Genomic DNA, 14,643 nt, shown 5'->3' with positions numbered 1-14,643 from the left:
GAAACGCCCGGTTACATTCCGAACCCGGAAGCTAAGCCTTTCAGCGCCGATGGTACTGCAGGGGGGACCCTGTGGGAGAGTAGGACGCCGCCGAACAATTTTTGAAAAGCTCCGGGCGGGAACCATTGGTTTCCGCCCGGAGCTTTTTGTTGTGCCCGGGGCCCCGTGCCAGGGTCCAATACCTTACCGGTAAGGTCATGGGGCATCCCATCGGCACCGTTCCCACAGGAGGCTCCCGGGTGGAGGTCCAGGAGACACGCGTCCAGACCGACCGCGTGCTCACCATCCCGAACGTCCTCAGCGCCGCGCGTCTGGTCGGCGTCCCGCTTTTCCTGTGGCTGATCCTGCGGCCCGAGTTCGGTGGGCCGAAGAGTGACGAATGGGCACTGCTCGTGCTGGCGCTCAGCGGTGTGAGCGACTACCTCGACGGGAAGCTGGCCCGCCGCTGGAACCAGATCAGCAGCCTTGGCCGGATTCTGGATCCGGCGGCCGACCGCCTCTACATTCTGTCCACACTCGTCGGTCTGACCTGGCGCGACATCCTGCCGATCTGGCTGACCGCGGTCCTTCTCGCGCGGGAGTTGGTGCTGCTGGTCATGGTCGGCATCCTACGGCGTCATGGGTATCCCCCGCCCCAGGTCAACTTCCTCGGCAAGGCGGCGACCTTCAACCTGATGTACGCCTTCCCGTTGCTCCTTCTGAGTGATGGAAGTGGCCCAGTTCACACAATCGCTGCTATTTTCGGATGGGCGTTCGCCGGATGGGGTACAACGCTCTATTGGTGGGCAGGAGTCCTCTACGTGGTTCAGGTCCGCCGACTCGTCAAGGCGGACGCTGCGGCCGGCTGAGCTCGCTGATGTGGCAGCCCGTAGTGGCGGGGTGCTCGTAACGCGACAGGTATGTGGGCCATCGGGGTGCGTCAGTCGGCATGACCGTCGTCTCTTCAAGGAGGACGCTTCCGACATGAAGGCCGTCGTGATGGCGGGAGGCGAGGGTACTCGCCTGCGCCCGATGACCTCGACCATGCCCAAGCCGCTGCTGCCGGTGGCCAACCGGCCGATCATGGAGCATGTGCTGCGGCTGCTCAAGCGGCATGGTCTGTGCGAGACCGTGGTGACCGTCCAGTTCCTCGCGTCGCTGGTCAAGAACTACTTCGGGGACGGCGAGGAGCTCGGCATGGAGCTCACGTACGCCAACGAGGAAAAGCCACTCGGCACCGCCGGCAGCGTCAAGAACGCGGAAGAGGCACTCAAGGACGATGCCTTTCTCGTGATTTCGGGTGATGCCCTGACGGATTTCGACCTCACCGAGCTGATCAATTTCCACAAGCAGAACGGGGCGCTGGTCACGGTCTGTCTGACCCGTGTGCCCAATCCCCTCGAGTTCGGGATCACCATCGTCGACGAGGGCGGCCGGGTCGAGCGCTTCCTGGAGAAGCCCACCTGGGGGCAGGTCTTCTCCGACACCGTGAACACCGGCATCTATGTGATGGAGCCGGAGGTCTTCGACTATGTCGAGCCCGATGTGCCCGTCGACTGGTCCGGTGATGTCTTCCCGCAGCTGATGAAGGAAGGCAAGCCGATTTACGGCTATGTCGCCGAGGGCTACTGGGAGGACGTCGGCACGCACGAGAGCTATGTCAAGGCCCAGGCCGATGTGCTGGAGGGGAAGGTCGACGTCGAAATCGACGGCTTCGAGATCTCCCCGGGGGTATGGGTCGCCGAGGGCGCCGAGGTGCATCAGGACGCCGTGCTGCGCGGCCCGCTCTACATCGGCGACTACGCGAAGGTGGAGGCGGACGCGGAGATCCGCGAGCACACCGTCGTCGGGTCCAATGTCGTCGTGAAGAGCGGCGCCTTTCTGCACAGAGCCGTGGTCCACGACAATGTGTACGTCGGCCAGCAGGCCAATCTTCGCGGCTGCGTCATCGGAAAGAACACCGACGTCATGCGGGCGGCCCGGATCGAGGACGGCGCGGTCATCGGTGACGAGTGCCTGATCGGTGAGGAATCGATCGTCCAGGGCAATGTCCGGGTGTATCCGTTCAAGACAATCGAGGCCGGCGCCTTCGTCAACACCTCGGTCATCTGGGAGTCGCGCGGCCAGGCCCATCTTTTCGGGGCCCGCGGCGTGTCCGGGATCCTGAACGTGGAGATCACCCCGGAGCTCGCCGTGCGGCTCGCCGGGGCCTATGCGACGACCCTCAAGAAGGGCTCGACGGTCACCACCGCGCGCGACCACTCCCGTGGTGCGCGGGCGCTCAAACGAGCCGTGATCTCGGCCCTCCAGACCAGCGCCATCGATGTGCGGGACCTGGAGAACGTGCCGCTGCCCGTGGCCCGCCAGCAGACCGCGCGCGGCAGCGCCGGCGGAATTATGATCCGTACCTCGCCCGGCGTGCCCGACTCCGTCGACATCATGTTCTTCGACGAGCGCGGCGCCGATCTGTCCGCCGCCGGGCAGCGGAAGCTGGACCGGGTGTACGCGCGGCAGGAGTACCGGCGGGCGTTCCCCGGCGAGATCGGCGACCTCAGCTTCCCCTCCAGCGTCTTCGACTCGTACACGGGCTCCCTGCTGCGTGCCGTGGACACCAGCGGCATCGCCGAATCAGGCCTCAAGGTTGTCGTGGACGCCTCGAACGGCAGCGCCGGACTTGTTCTGCCCAGCCTGCTCGGCCGGCTCGGCGTCGACGCGCTGACCATCAATCCCGGCCTGAACGAATCGCGCCCGACCGAGACGGCGGAGGCGCGCCGCTCGGGTCTGGTGCGGCTCGGTGAGATCGTGGCCTCGGCCCGCGCGGCCTTCGGCGTGCGTTTCGACCCGGTGGGCGAGCGGCTGTCGCTGGTGGACGAGCGGGGCCGCATCGTGGAGGACGACCGGGCCCTGCTGGTCATGCTGGACCTGGTGGCCGCGGAGCGCCGCAGCGGTCGGGTGGCGCTGCCGGTGACCACCACACGTATCGCCGAGCAGGTGGCGGCGTACCACGGCACGCAGGTGGAGTGGACGACGACCGCGGCCGACGACCTCACTCGGGTCGCCAGGGCGGAAGGCACCATGTTCGGCGGGGACGGGCGCGGCGGCTTCATCATCCCCGAGTTCAGCAGTGTCTTCGACGGCACGGCCGCCTTCGTACGCCTGATCGGGCTGGTGGCCCGTACCCAGCTCACCCTCAGCCAGATCGACGCGCGCATTCCGCGCGCCCATGTCCTGCGCCGGGATCTGGCCACTCCGTGGGCGGTCAAGGGTCTGGTCATGCGCCGGGTGGTGGAGGCGGCGGGCGACCGGTCCGTCGACACCACGGACGGGGTGCGGGTGGTCGAGGCCGACGGGCGCTGGGTCATGGTGCTGCCCGACCCCGCCGAGGCGGTCACCCATCTGTGGGCGGAGGGACCGGACGACGCGTCCGCGCAGACGCTGCTGGATGAGTGGTCCGCCGTGGTGGAGAGCGCCGGGCGCTGACCCGTTCCCCCTGGTGGGGAGCGTCTGAGAGCTCGTAGGCAGCCCCCGGGAGCACACGGGGGCTGCAGCGGCCTCTGCCTGCTTCCGGCGCGCCGGTGGGGCCATTCGGCGGCTGCGCCCGCGACGTGCGACGATGTGCGGCATGCCGCAGCAGCCCCCCGTTCGGAGCACAGCTCCGCCGAGCCCACGCCCACGTCTCGACGCGTCCATGTCGCTGCTGACCAATGTGATGGACCACAGTCTCGACGAGGGGTACGCCGAGGCCGCCGCGCGCCACGGCACGGAGGGCCGGCGGGGCCTGCCACGTACCCTGCGCGGCAAGCTGGTGCTGGCCGCGGGGCTGGTGCTGGCGGCGGGCATCGTGACCATCGGCGCCGACGAGGCCCGGATATCGGCGCCGAAGCTGGCCAAGGATCGGGAAAAGCTGATCGACCGCATCGAGTCCGGGAACTCGAACGCGGATGACCTACAGAAGAGCCTGGACAGGCTCCGCAAGGAGGTCGGCGACCGGCAGCGGCAGGCGCTGGAGGAGCACGGCGGGGACAAGGGGGAGCTGCTCGCGCTGCTGTCGGGTGCGACCGAGGTGAAGGGGCCGGGGGTCAAGCTGGTTGTCAATGACGCCAAGGAGGCCGACCAGGGCGGCGGGGGGCCGCGGGAGAGCACCGGCTTCTCCGATACGGGCCGGGTGCGCGACCGTGATCTGCAGCGGGTCGTCAATGGCCTGTGGGAATCCGGCGCGGAGGCCGTCTCGATCAACGGGCAGCGGCTGACGGCCCTGTCGGCGATCAGGGCCGCGGGGGACGCCATACTGGTCGACAACAAGCCGCTGGTGCCGCCGTACACGGTGCTCGCGGTGGGGGACGGACGGCGGCTGAGCACGACCTTCCAGGACAGTGCCGACGGACAGTACCTGCATGTACTGCACGAAAACTACGGCATCCGCACGAGCATTTCCGCCGCGGACGAGGTGCGGCTTCCGGCCGCGCCGAGTCTGATCGTACGAACCGCAGAACCGATAGCCGGTGGCCCCGGGAAGGGCGGCACCGACACAGGGAAGGGCACATCGTGATCGCCGTATTGGGCCTCATCGTGGGAGTCGTGGTCGGACTTGTGGTCCAACCCGTGGTGCCGACGGTGGTCGAGCCCTATCTGCCCATCGCCGTCGTCGCCGCGCTCGACGCGGTGTTCGGTGGCTTCCGGGCGATGCTCGACGGGATCTTCGACGACAAGGTCTTCGTGGTCTCGTTCCTGTCCAATGTGGTGGTCGCCGCGCTGATCGTCTTCCTGGGCGACAAGCTCGGGGTCGGGGCCCAGCTGTCCACCGGTGTCGTGGTCGTGCTCGGTATCCGGATCTTCTCCAACGCCGCCGCCATCCGCCGCCATGTCTTCCGGGCGTGAGCCGATGACGACCGACGACACCCCGCAGGAGCCCCAGCGGCAGCCCCGCGAGCCGGAGCGGCCCCGCACGTCCGAGCAGTCCGATAAGCCCGAGTGGTCCCGTAAGCCGGAAGAACCCGGGGAGAAGGCCGAGGCGGAACGGCGGGAGACCGCACCGGCCCATGAGCCCGGCGAGGGCCCTGGCGAAGAGTCCGGCGAGGGGCCCGGAGACGGTTCAGCGGACCGCGGGGAGCCCGAGGCGGTCCAGGAGTCGTCCACCGGCCGTCAGCGGCTGGTGAAGGGTCTGTGGCCGCCACGGCTGACGCGGGCTCAACTCATCGTCGCGCTCCTGCTGTTCGGCCTTGGCCTCGGTTTGGCCATCCAGGTGCGCTCGACCAATGAGAACAGCGTGCTGCGCGGCGCCCGGCAGGAGGACCTGGTGCGCATCCTCGACGAGCTGGACAACCGCACCCAGCGGCTGCGGGACGAGAAGCAGCGGCTGGAGACCCAGAGGACCGAGCTGGAGAACAGCTCGGACCGGGCCGAGGAGGCCCGTAAGCAGACGGCCCAGAAAGAGCAGCAGCTCGGTGTGCTCGCGGGCACCGTCGCCGCCGAGGGGCCGGGCATCACCATGAAGATCGGCGCGTCGAGGGGCACCGTGGAGTCGGACATGCTGCTCGACGCGGTCCAGGAACTGCGCGCCGCCGGGGCCGAGGCCATCCAGATCGGCAAGGTGCGGGTGGTCGCGAGCACGTACTTCGCGGATATCGGCGGCGCGGTGGAAATCGACGGACGGAAAGTGACACAGCCGTACGTGATCAAGGTCATCGGCAAGCCGGAGGACTTGGAGCCGGCCCTGAACATTCCGGGCGGAGTGGTGCAGAGCCTGGAAAAGGAGCAGGTCACCGTGTCCATCGAGCGCTCGAAGAAGATCGTGGTCGACGCCTTGCGGTCGGCGAAGCGGCCTGACTACGCTCGGTCGTCGTCGCGGTGAGGTGGTTAGGTATGGGAGTCTCGCGGCGAGACAATGAGGACGCGGGGGGTCGGCGCACCGGAAGAGTCGCGCGTGATGGAAACTGTCTGGTGGTCACGGACGTTGTGATGATGTCCGGACCGTCTGGTGTGTGCATCGAGGGTTTGCCCTGCCCCACGGGCGGGTCTGTTTCAGTCAAGGGGAATCGCCCGTGAAGTTGTTCGGGAAGTTGTTCGGCAAGAGCGCGCGCCAGGACGGCGGCAGCAGCACCGCCCGCCACCGCGCCCCGCGTGCCGCGGAGGAGAGCGGGGTGAGCGAGGAGCGTCCGCTGTTCCGGGACGGCGGCGGCATTCCGGGTGGTCAGGGCGCGTCTTCTGTTGACCCTTCCGCGGCTGGACGCATAGGTTTCGGGGAGCCATCGACCGCGAACACGGGCGGAGGGTTCGGCTTGCCGGTATGTCAAAGGTGTGGCCATCAGAACGCCGAGGCCAGCCGGTTCTGCTCCAACTGCGGCGCGCCGCTGCGGGGCCAGGCGCCCTCCGAGCGCGCCTCGGAGACCACCTCCACCATCTCGATCTCCGGGCTGGAGGCCTATGACTCCGAGGTGACCGGGCAGACTCCGCTGCCCTCGCTCTCCCCGGAGGCCCAGGCGGCCGTCGAGGCGCTGCCCCCGGGGTCCGCGCTGCTGGTGGTCCGCCGCGGACCGAACTCCGGCAGCCGCTTCCTGCTGGACAGCGATGTGACCACGGCCGGCCGTCATCCGCAGAGCGACATCTTCCTGGACGACGTGACGGTCTCGCGTCGCCATGTTGAGTTCCGGCGCGGTCAGGACGGCTCCTTCACCGTCGCGGACGTCGGCAGCCTGAATGGGACGTACCTCAACCGCGAGGCGATCGACTCCGCCATCCTGACCAGCGGTGACGAGGTGCAGATCGGCAAGTACCGGGTGGTCTTCTACCCGAGCCAGCGGGGCTTCGGCATCTGACCCGTCAGGGGAGGTCCATGCTTCAGACACCGTCGGGCGGTGCCGGCACCGGCACCGCCCCCGCGGGTGGCCGGGCAATGAGCATCGGCACCGTGCTGAATCTGCTGCGGGACGAATTCCCCGAGGTCACCGTCTCCAAGATCCGTTTCCTGGAGGCCGAGGGCCTGGTCGAGCCGCGTCGTACGCCCTCCGGCTATCGCAAATTCAGCCCAAAGGACGTGGAGCGGCTCGGCCAGATCCTGCGCCTGCAGCGTGACCACTACCTGCCACTGAAGGTCATTCGGGAGCATCTGGACGCCCTGGAGCGGGGAGAGCGGCCGCAGCTGCCCGTCGCGGCCTCCGGCGCCTTGCCGGAGGGATCGGCCGGATCGGCCGAGGAGGGGCCCGAGAGCGCCTTGGAGCGCCCCACTGCCGCCCGGGTGGGCCGGGCCGAGCTGCTGGCCGCCACCGGGATCGACGAGGGGAAGCTGGCCGAGTGGGAGTCGTTCGGGCTGATCGGGCCGGGTGCGGACGGCGGGTACGACATCGAGGCGGTGACCGTCGCCAGGCTCGTCGCGGACCTGGGTCGTTTCGGTCTGGAACCACGTCATTTGAGGATCATGAAAGCCGCCGCGGAGCGCGAGGTCGGACTGCTCGAGCAGGTGGTCGCGCCCCTGCGACGACATCGAAATCCGCAGACCAGAGCCCATGCGGAGGCCAGCGCTCGGGAGCTGGCCGACCTGTCCGTGCGGCTTCATGCGGCCTTTGTCCAGTCCGCTCTGCGGGCCGGTTCCCGGTGACCGGCCCGGCCCCGACTATCCAAACCGGCCGGGCACGTCCTAGGGTTGCTGTGTGAACGAGCTCGACGTCGTGGGTGTCCGGGTGGAGATGCCCTCCAACCAACCGATCGTGCTCCTGCGCGAGGTAGGAGGCGACCGCTACCTCCCCATTTGGATCGGACCGGGGGAGGCGACCGCGATCGCCTTCGCTCAGCAGGGCATGGCTCCGGCGCGCCCGCTGACCCACGACCTCTTCAAGGACGTGCTCGACGCGGTCGGCCAGCAGCTCACCGAGGTCCGGATCACGGACTTGCGCGAGGGTGTCTTCTACGCGGAGCTGGTGTTCGCCAGCGGCGTGGAGGTCAGCGCCCGGCCGTCCGACGCCATAGCGCTGGCGCTGCGCACCGGCACGCCGATCTACGGCAGTGACGGGGTGCTGGACGACGCGGGGATCGCCATCCCGGACGAGCAGGAGGACGAGGTGGAGAAGTTCCGCGAGTTCCTCGACCAGATCTCGCCCGAGGACTTCGGCACCAGCAGCCAGTGAGCCATCAGCCGCCAGGGAGCGGCGGGCGGTGAACTGAGCTGCGCTGTTTGCCGGTCTTCGTCAGCGCATTCGAGTAGCCTTTCCCGCAAGAGGGATGCGGGAAACCACCCTTAGGGTGATTATCACTCGGCGTGCCGAGTGTGGCGATCGTTGACGCACCCCGGGTGACTGCCTACCGTCGAGAAGGCAGGTCGAGGACGGAGGTCGGCGTGAGAAGCAGCGGCGACGGCACGGCGGCAGGCGGTCCGTACACGCTCCCCGGGAGCGCACCGGCCGAACCGGCTTTGAAGGCTCAGGTGGCGGCACAGGCCGCACCGCCGCGGGAAGGCGCCGTGGCGAAGCCCGAGAAGGTGGGGTATCGCGGGCCGACCGCTTGTGCGGCCGCCGGCATCACCTACCGCCAGCTGGACTACTGGGCGCGCACCGGGCTCGTGGAGCCCAGCGTGCGGCCTGCGTACGGCTCGGGCAGCCAGCGGCTCTACAGCTTCCGGGACGTCGTCGTCCTCAAGATCGTCAAGCGGCTTCTGGATACCGGCGTGTCCCTGCAGAACATCCGGGCCGCCGTCCAGCACCTGCGCTCGCGCGGCCTCGACGACCTCGCCCAGATGACGCTGATGAGCGACGGGGCGACGGTCTATGAATGCACGTCGCCCGACGAGGTGGTCGACCTCCTCCAGGGCGGTCAGGGCGTCTTCGGGATCGCCGTGGGCGTGGTGTGGCGGGACGTGGAGAGCGCGCTGGCGCAGCTCCACGGCGAGCGCGTGGACACCGGCGAGACCCTGGTGGGGCACAACCCCGCCGACGAGCTCGCGCGGCGCCGCAACCGCGCGGGCTGAGCGCGGAGCCGGAGCCGCGCGGGCCGGCTGCCGCGCCCGGCTCGCGAGTGTGCGAGGACTCGGCGGCGTCGCACGGCCTCGCGGACGGCCTCACCTGATGGTCATTCGCCCGATTGTCAGTGGCATGCGGCAGCATCTGTAGGTGTGAGGGGTGCGCCGACGATTCTGCATCTGGACATGGACGCCTTCTACGCCGCGGCGGAGCAGGCGGCCAAGCCCAGCCTGCGCGGCAAGCCGGTGATCGTCGGCGGCCTGGGGCCGCGCGGCGTGGTGGCCACGGCCTCCTACGAGGCGCGGGTGTTCGGGGTCCACTCGGCCATGGCGATGGCCCAAGCCCGCCGCCTGTGTCCGAACGCGGCGTATCTCACCCCCCGCTTCACCCTGTACCGCCAGGTGAGCGACACGGTCATGGCCCTGCTGGCCGCCCTGTCCCCGCTGGTCGAGCCGCTGAGCCTGGACGAGGCGTTCGTGGATCTGGAGGCGGGCGGTGTCCCTGCCACCTCGCAGGCGGCGCGGGCCGTGGGGGAGCGGCTGCGCGCGGACATCGTGGCCGCGACCGGGCTGACCGGCTCGGTGGGGCTGGCGGGGTCCAAGATGCTCGCCAAGATCGCCTCCGAGCAGGCCAAGCCCGATGGTCTGGTGCTCATCGAGCCGGGCATCGAGCGGGAGCTGCTGGGGCCGCTGCCGGTGCGCACGCTCCCCGGGGTGGGCCCGGCCACCGCGGAGGCGCTGCGCCGGGCCGGGATCCACACCGTCGACGAGACCCGGGAGGCGGGGGAGGAGGAGCTGGTGCGGCTGCTGGGCAAGGCGCATGGCGCATCGCTGTACGGCATGGCCTGTGGGCGGGACGACCGGCCGGTCGTCGCGGAGCGGGACGCCAAGTCCGTATCGGTGGAGGACACGTACGACGTCGACCTCACCGACCGCACTCGGGTGCAGCTGGAGGTGGCGCGGCTCGCCGACCGGTGTGTGCGGCGGCTGCGCGGGGCCGGCCGCTCGGGGCGCACGGTCGTGCTCAAGGTGCGGCGTTACGACTTCTCCACGCTGACCCGGTCCGAGACGCTGCGCGGACCGACGGACGATCCGGCAGTGGTGCGGGAGGCCGCGGCGCGGCTGCTGGAAGGGGTGGACACCACGGCGGGTGTGCGGCTGCTGGGAGTGGGCGTGAGCGGCCTGGCCGACTACACCCAGGAGGATCTGTTCGCCCAGGCCGCCCAGGCCGCTCATGAGGCCGCGGAGGGGACGCGCGAGGCCGGAGGGACACCGGAGCCCGCCCCGGCGGACCTGATCGAGGAAGAGGGCGAGGACGCCGGCCGGCCGCGCCGCTGGCTGCCCGGCTCCGACGTACGACACGCGGAGTACGGGGCGGGATGGGTGCAGGGCAGCGGGGTCGGCCGGGTGACCGTGCGGTTCGAGGAGCCCTGGTCGGAGCCGGGCCGGGTGCGGACCTTCGCGGTCGACGATTCGGCGCTGGAGCCCGCGGAGCCGCTGCCGCTGATCCGGTCCGCCGTGAGCCACGCCGACGCCTCGGCCCTGGACGAGGAGCAGGGCCAGGAGCAGGGCCAGGCCCAAGACCAGGCCTGGACGGACAGCGACGCCGGGGTCAGCCGGTGACGTCCAGACCGTAGTGGTGGTAGAGCTGCAGCTCCTGCTCCGGCGACAGATGGCGGCCGACCCCGAAGTCCGGCGCGTCCTTGATGAGCGCCCGGTCGTACGGCACCCGCAGCGTGTCGCCGACGACCTCGCTGGGTTCGAGAGGCACGAACACGTCCCGGCTGAACAGGCCGGTGCGTACCGCCGCCCACTCCGGATCGCCGGTCGCGTCGTCGAGGTAGACCTCGTCCACGGTGCCGATCTTCGTGCCGTCGCGGTCGAGGGCCTTGCGGCCGATGAGGGTCCGCGGATCGATGTCGGTCTGCACACTCTCTCCCACAGGTGGCGATTTTTTCATGTTTTCCCGTGATTTTCCGTGATACCTACGAAAAGCCACAACGCCGCGCGCGTCCACTCGAGCGCTTGCCCAAAATCCCTGGCGGCAGGCTCGCTGGTAGGCTGACTGTGGCTGCAGACCCCGTGCGGGAGAGCTCTCCGCCGACGTCGTCGGAGGCGCCGAAGGAGCAAATCCTCCCCGGAATCTCTCAGGCACACGTACCGCGCGGGTGAGGTCACTCTGGAAAGCAGGGTGGGCCACGGGCGAGCACAGCTCCGGAACCCCTCCTCACCGACGGTGAAAGCCGGGTCGCCGTCCGCGGGCCCGGTGAAGCTCTCAGGTCGAGATGACAGAGGGGGAGGCCGTTCGGGCACCCGCACCCGTGGTGCCCCTCGTCGGTCGTACAGACCAGGAGGCCTCGCAGATGACCGCCAATCGCACCTCACTGACCGAGCTGGAACGCGGTACTCCGTTCGAGCGGCGCCACATCGGACCCGATGCCGAGGCACAGGCCAAGATGCTCGCGCAGGTCGGCTTCGGCTCCCTCGACGAGCTCACCCAGGCCGCCGTGCCGGAGGTCATCAGGAGCGCCGAGGAGCTGCGGCTGCCCCCGGCCCGCAGCGAGGCCGAGGTACTGGCCGAGCTGCGCGGCCTGGCCGAGCGCAACCAGGTGCTCTCCCCGATGATCGGCCTGGGCTACTACGGGACGTTCACCCCGCCGGTGATCCTGCGCAACGTGCTGGAGAACCCCGCCTGGTACACCGCGTACACGCCCTACCAGCCGGAGATCTCCCAGGGCCGGCTGGAGGCGCTGCTCAACTTCCAGACCGTCGTCGCCGACCTGACCGGGCTGCCGACCGCCGGTGCCTCGCTGCTCGACGAGGCCACCGCCGCCGCCGAGGCCATGGCGCTGTCGCGGCGGGTGGGCAAGGTCAAGCAGGGCGTGTTCCTGGTCGACGCCGACACCCTGCCGCAGACCGTCGCGGTCATCCAGACCCGCGCCGAGCCCACCGGTGTCGAGGTGGTGGTCGCCGACCTCTCGGCGGGCATACCGGCCGAGGTGGCCGAGCGCGGGGTGTTCGGCGTGCTGCTGCAGTACCCGGGCGCCTCCGGCGCGGTGCGCGACCCGCGCCCGGTCATCGAGCGGGCCCATGAGCTCGGCGCCGTGGTCACCGTCGCCGCGGATCTGCTCGCCCTCGCCCTGCTCACCTCGCCCGGGGAACTGGGCGCCGACATCGCGGTCGGCAGCAGCCAGCGGTTCGGCGTGCCGATGGGCTTCGGCGGGCCGCACGCCGGTTTCATGGCCGTCCGCGCGGCCTACGCCCGCAGCCTGCCGGGCCGTCTGGTGGGCGTCTCGGTCGACGCCGACGGCGACAAGGCGTACCGCCTGGCCCTGCAGACCCGCGAGCAGCACATCCGCCGCGAGAAGGCCACCAGCAACATCTGTACCGCCCAGGTCCTGCTCGCCGTGATGGCCGGCATGTACGCCGTCTACCACGGCCCGGAGGGCCTGCGGATCATCGCCCGGCGCACCCACCGCTACGCGGCCGTGCTGGCCGAGGGGCTGCGCGCCGGGGGTGTGGAGATTGTGCACGGCGCGTTCTTCGACACCCTGACCGCGTATGTGCCGGGCCGGGCCGCCGAGGTCGTCACCGCGGCCCGCGAGGCCGGGGTCAACCTGCGGCTGACCGACGCCGACCATGTGGGCATCGCCTGCGACGAGACCACCGGGCGCGCCCAGCTCTCCGCCGTGTGGTCGGCCTTCGGTGTGGACGGCGGGCTGCCCGCCATCGACGAGTTGGACGCCGCGGCGGCCGACGCACTCCCCGCCGACCTGCTGCGCGGCGACACGTATCTGAACCACCCGGCCTTCCACCGGCACCGCTCCGAGACCGCGATGCTGCGCTATCTGCGGCGTCTGGCCGACCGCGACTACGCCCTGGACCGGGGCATGATCCCGCTCGGCTCCTGCACCATGAAGCTCAACGCCACCACCGAAATGGAGCCGGTCACCTGGCCGGAGTTCGGGGCGCTGCACCCCTTCGCTCCCGTCGAGCAGGCCCAGGGCTATCTGACGCTGATCCGCGAGCTGGAGGAGCGGCTGGCCGAGGCCACCGGCTACGACAAGGTCTCCCTGCAGCCGAACGCCGGATCGCAGGGCGAGCTGTCCGGGCTGCTGGCCGTGCGCGCCTACCACCGCGCCAACGGCGAGGAGCGGCGTACGGTCTGCCTCATCCCGTCCTCCGCGCACGGCACCAACGCCGCCAGCGCCGTGATGGCGGGCATGAAGGTCGTCGTGGTCAAGACCGGCGAGGACGGCGAGGTGGACGCCGACGACCTGCGCGCCAAGATCGAGCGGTACGGCGACGAACTGGCCGTCCTGATGGTCACCTACCCGTCCACACACGGCGTCTTCGAGGAGCACATCACCGAGATCTGCGCGGCCGTGCACGACGCGGGCGGCCAGGTCTACGTGGACGGCGCGAACCTCAACGCCCTGGTGGGGCTGGCCCGACCGGGCAGGTTCGGCGGCGATGTCTCCCACCTGAACCTGCACAAGACCTTCTGCATCCCGCACGGCGGCGGCGGTCCCGGCGTGGGCCCGGTCGCGGTGCGCGAGCACCTGGCGCCGTATCTGCCCAACCACCCGCTGCAGCCCGCGGCGGGCCCGGCGACCGGCGTGGGCCCGGTCGCGGCCGCGCCCTGGGGTTCGGCGGGCATCCTGCCCATCTCCTGGGCGTACGTCCGGCTGATGGGCGCCGAGGGGCTGCGCCGGGCCACCCAGGTGGCGGTGCTCGGCGCCAACTACATCGCCAAGCGCCTGGAGCCGCACTACCCGGTGCTCTACACCGGCCCCGGCGGCCTGGTCGCCCACGAGTGCATCGTCGATCTGCGGCCGCTCACCAAGGCGACCGGCGTGAGCGTCGACGATGTGGCCAAGCGGTTGGTCGACTACGGGTTCCACGCGCCCACGATGTCGTTCCCGGTCGCCGGCACGCTGATGATCGAGCCGACGGAGAGCGAGGACCTGGCGGAGCTGGACCGGTTCTGCGAGGCGATGATCGCCATCCGGGCGGAGATCGAGAAGGTCGGCTCGGGGGAGTGGCCCGGTGACGACAACCCGCTGCGGAACGCCCCGCACACGGCGGCCGCGCTGAGCGGGGAGTGGGAGCACCCCTACACCCGGACGGAGGCGGCCTTCCCGGCCGGGGCGTCGCCGGCCGACAAGTACTGGCCGCCGGTGCGGCGGATCGACGGCGCCTTCGGCGACCGTAACCTGGTCTGCTCCTGCCCGCCGCTGGAGTCGTACGAGAGCTGACCGGGCAGGCCCGGTCGGGGTACGGGGCCGGTGCGGCAGAGATGCCGGGCCGGCCCCTGGGCGTTCAGGCTGCCGTGACGACGGGTGTTCAGGCCGCCGTGACGACGCGCTCGGTGTCCAGCGGCCGGTGCGGGGCGATGATCTGCCCGTCCGGCAGGAGCTCACCGGTGTCCTCGAAGAGGAGGACACCGTTGCACAGCAGGCTCCAGCCCTGCTCGGGGTGGTGCGCCACGAGATGGGCGGCCTCCCGGTCGGCGGAGTCGGCTGACGGGCACGGTGGCTGGTGCTGGCACATGGAAGGGATCTCTCGCTGGGGTGTGGTGAGTGTCCTGTGGCTTGCTGCGGCAGTCATGGCCGCCCCCCGTTGGTCAGTCGGTCGGTTGCTCCAAGTGTTGCCCTACAGGCCGGTTTCCGCACGGATTTCGCGGCACCGGTACTCGCTAGATAATGACGCATCCA

The 14,643-nt window shown here is 70.1% G+C and carries 13 protein-coding genes, 1 rRNA gene and 1 riboswitch; of the genes, 12 read left to right on the top strand and 2 right to left on the bottom strand.

Annotation, left to right across the window (positions count from 1 at the left end):
• The 11 genes from rrf to PV419_RS45910 form a co-directional block, all read left to right on the top strand.
• A 5S ribosomal RNA gene (rrf, locus tag PV419_RS45960) occupies positions 1–96 on the top strand; the annotation flags it as partial.
• A gap of 143 nt (positions 97–239) precedes the next feature.
• Positions 240–848: a CDP-alcohol phosphatidyltransferase family protein gene (locus PV419_RS45955; RefSeq protein WP_319699354.1), complete on the top strand. Its 609-nt coding sequence runs from the start codon at positions 240–242 to the stop codon at positions 846–848.
• Positions 849–963: 115 nt separating this feature from the next.
• The gene (locus PV419_RS45950; protein ID WP_319699352.1) at positions 964–3,459 is read left to right on the top strand and encodes a mannose-1-phosphate guanyltransferase; all 2,496 of its coding nucleotides are present in this window, start codon (positions 964–966) and stop codon (positions 3,457–3,459) included.
• A gap of 133 nt (positions 3,460–3,592) precedes the next feature.
• Positions 3,593–4,528, top strand: coding sequence for a DUF881 domain-containing protein (locus tag PV419_RS45945; RefSeq protein ID WP_319699351.1), 936 nt, complete (start codon positions 3,593–3,595; stop codon positions 4,526–4,528).
• Entirely contained in the window at positions 4,525–4,857 is a 333-nt protein-coding gene (locus PV419_RS45940; protein ID WP_319699350.1) for a small basic family protein, read from the top strand. The genes PV419_RS45945 and PV419_RS45940 overlap by 4 nt, the downstream gene beginning before the upstream one ends.
• A gap of 4 nt (positions 4,858–4,861) precedes the next feature.
• Complete coding sequence (locus PV419_RS45935) at positions 4,862–5,830, top strand: DUF881 domain-containing protein (protein ID WP_319699349.1); 969 nt, start codon at positions 4,862–4,864, stop codon at positions 5,828–5,830.
• Positions 5,831–5,960: 130 nt separating this feature from the next.
• The gene (locus PV419_RS45930; protein ID WP_415925520.1) at positions 5,961–6,794 is read left to right on the top strand and encodes an FHA domain-containing protein; all 834 of its coding nucleotides are present in this window, start codon (positions 5,961–5,963) and stop codon (positions 6,792–6,794) included.
• Positions 6,795–6,811: 17 nt separating this feature from the next.
• On the top strand, positions 6,812–7,573 hold the full coding sequence (locus PV419_RS45925) for a MerR family transcriptional regulator (protein WP_319699347.1): 762 nt from the start codon (positions 6,812–6,814) through the stop codon (positions 7,571–7,573).
• Positions 7,574–7,625: 52 nt separating this feature from the next.
• Positions 7,626–8,099: a bifunctional nuclease family protein gene (locus PV419_RS45920; RefSeq protein ID WP_014181304.1), complete on the top strand. Its 474-nt coding sequence runs from the start codon at positions 7,626–7,628 to the stop codon at positions 8,097–8,099.
• Positions 8,100–8,308: 209 nt separating this feature from the next.
• Positions 8,309–8,935 carry a MerR family transcriptional regulator gene (locus PV419_RS45915; protein ID WP_319699346.1) on the top strand — a complete coding sequence of 209 codons (627 nt, stop codon included), beginning with the start codon at positions 8,309–8,311 and terminating at the stop codon, positions 8,933–8,935.
• Positions 8,936–9,079: 144 nt separating this feature from the next.
• Entirely contained in the window at positions 9,080–10,549 is a 1,470-nt protein-coding gene (locus tag PV419_RS45910; protein ID WP_319699345.1) for a DNA polymerase IV, read from the top strand.
• Here the strand turns inward: PV419_RS45910 and PV419_RS45905 are convergent.
• The gene (locus tag PV419_RS45905; RefSeq protein WP_319699344.1) at positions 10,539–10,856 is read right to left on the bottom strand and encodes a PRC-barrel domain-containing protein; all 318 of its coding nucleotides are present in this window, start codon (positions 10,854–10,856) and stop codon (positions 10,539–10,541) included. The two genes, PV419_RS45910 and PV419_RS45905, sit on opposite strands and share 11 nt — an antisense overlap.
• 145 nt (positions 10,857–11,001) lie before the next feature.
• A riboswitch (glycine riboswitch) is annotated at positions 11,002–11,099 on the top strand.
• A 190-nt stretch (positions 11,100–11,289) separates the two neighbouring features.
• Here PV419_RS45905 and gcvP point away from each other — a divergent pair.
• Entirely contained in the window at positions 11,290–14,184 is a 2,895-nt protein-coding gene (gene gcvP / locus PV419_RS45900) for an aminomethyl-transferring glycine dehydrogenase (protein WP_319699342.1), read from the top strand.
• 88 nt (positions 14,185–14,272) lie between these two features.
• On the opposite strand, the gene PV419_RS45895 is transcribed toward gcvP, so the two are convergent.
• Positions 14,273–14,479, bottom strand: a complete 207-nt coding sequence (locus PV419_RS45895) for a DUF5999 family protein (RefSeq protein ID WP_319699373.1) — start codon at positions 14,477–14,479, stop codon at positions 14,273–14,275.
• Positions 14,480–14,643: the final 164 nt, after the last annotated feature.

Origin of the sequence: Streptomyces sp. ME19-01-6, assembly GCF_033793745.1 — a bacterium.
Classification (GTDB): Bacteria; Actinomycetota; Actinomycetes; order Streptomycetales; family Streptomycetaceae; genus Streptomyces.
Note: the sequence above shows the minus strand (reverse complement) of the source record. Positions and strands in the feature narration are given on the sequence as shown.